Annotated in this window: 1 protein-coding gene; it reads left to right on the top strand. The window is 63.3% G+C overall.

What is annotated here, in order from left to right; translation table 11 throughout:
• Positions 1-173: 173 nt before the first annotated feature.
• The coding region (locus EOA27_RS37745) for a caspase family protein (protein WP_189562355.1) at positions 174-1,052 on the top strand (879 nt) is incomplete at its 3' end.

Consider the following 1,052-nt stretch of genomic DNA (forward strand, 5'->3'; position numbering starts at 1 on the left):
GGTCATTGCGGCGTCCGGGCCTCTGAGCTATTTTAGCAGTTTATTGGATACGCCTGCCTGCCATCGCGGGCGCGTTCCTTGCCGCCTTGGCAGATTGTGAAGTCTTTAACAGACCGCGATGCCGCAAGCTGAATTCTTGTGGCCGACAGGTCATAGCGGTTGGGGATTTTGCCATGCTGCGACGCTACGCGCTGATTGCGGCCTTGATCGTCTTGGGTCTCACGACGGTGCAAGCGCAGGCCGATCGAAGAGTTGCGCTTGTCATCGGCAATTCGCAATACCGCGAAATCCCGGCGCTCAAGAATCCTGACAAGGATGCCGAGGACGTATCGAACACGTTTCGGGTGGCCGGGTTCGATGTGTTCGTCGCCAAGGACCTCACCAAGCTCCAGTTCGAGAAGGAGTTCCGCAATTATCTCGCGGCGGCCGACGGCGCCGATCTGGCGGTCGTCTACTATTCCGGCCACGGCTTTCAAATCGGCGGCGAGAATTTTCTGATCCCGGTCGATGCGTCGCTCAAGGCTGCGGCCGACATCGAGGTCCAGGCGGTCAAGCTCGACGATGTCCTGCAGCAATTGCGCGCCAAATCGAAGATCCAGGTGATCATCCTCGACGCCTGCCGCAACAATCCGTTCCCGCGCAAGGACTACTGGCTGCGCGACCAGTTGATCGCGGCCGGCGGCACCGGCCTTGCGCAGGTGAAGAGTTCGCTGAACACGCTGATCGCCTTCGCCACCGAGCCGGGCGCCGTCGCCTATGACGGCTCCGGCGACCTCAGCCCGTTCTCGTCCGCCTTCTCCCGCCGCGCGCTGGCACCGAACCAGGAGATACGCTCCGTCATGGCGGCCGTGCGCCGCGATGTGGTCGAGGCCACCAAGGGGGCGCAGGTTCCTTGGGAAAACTCCTCGCTGATCGACGAGGTGGTGCTGATGCGCCGCGCCAACCGGCCGGCTTTGCCGCCGGTGCTGGAAAAGACCGTGCCGTCGGGCGTCGGACCGGTCGCGCTCGACCTGCCTGTGCCCGTCGATGTCGACGGCGGCGCGGTCACCATC

The organism is Mesorhizobium sp. M2A.F.Ca.ET.037.01.1.1 (assembly GCF_003998075.1).
Lineage (GTDB): Bacteria > Pseudomonadota > Alphaproteobacteria > Rhizobiales > Rhizobiaceae > Mesorhizobium.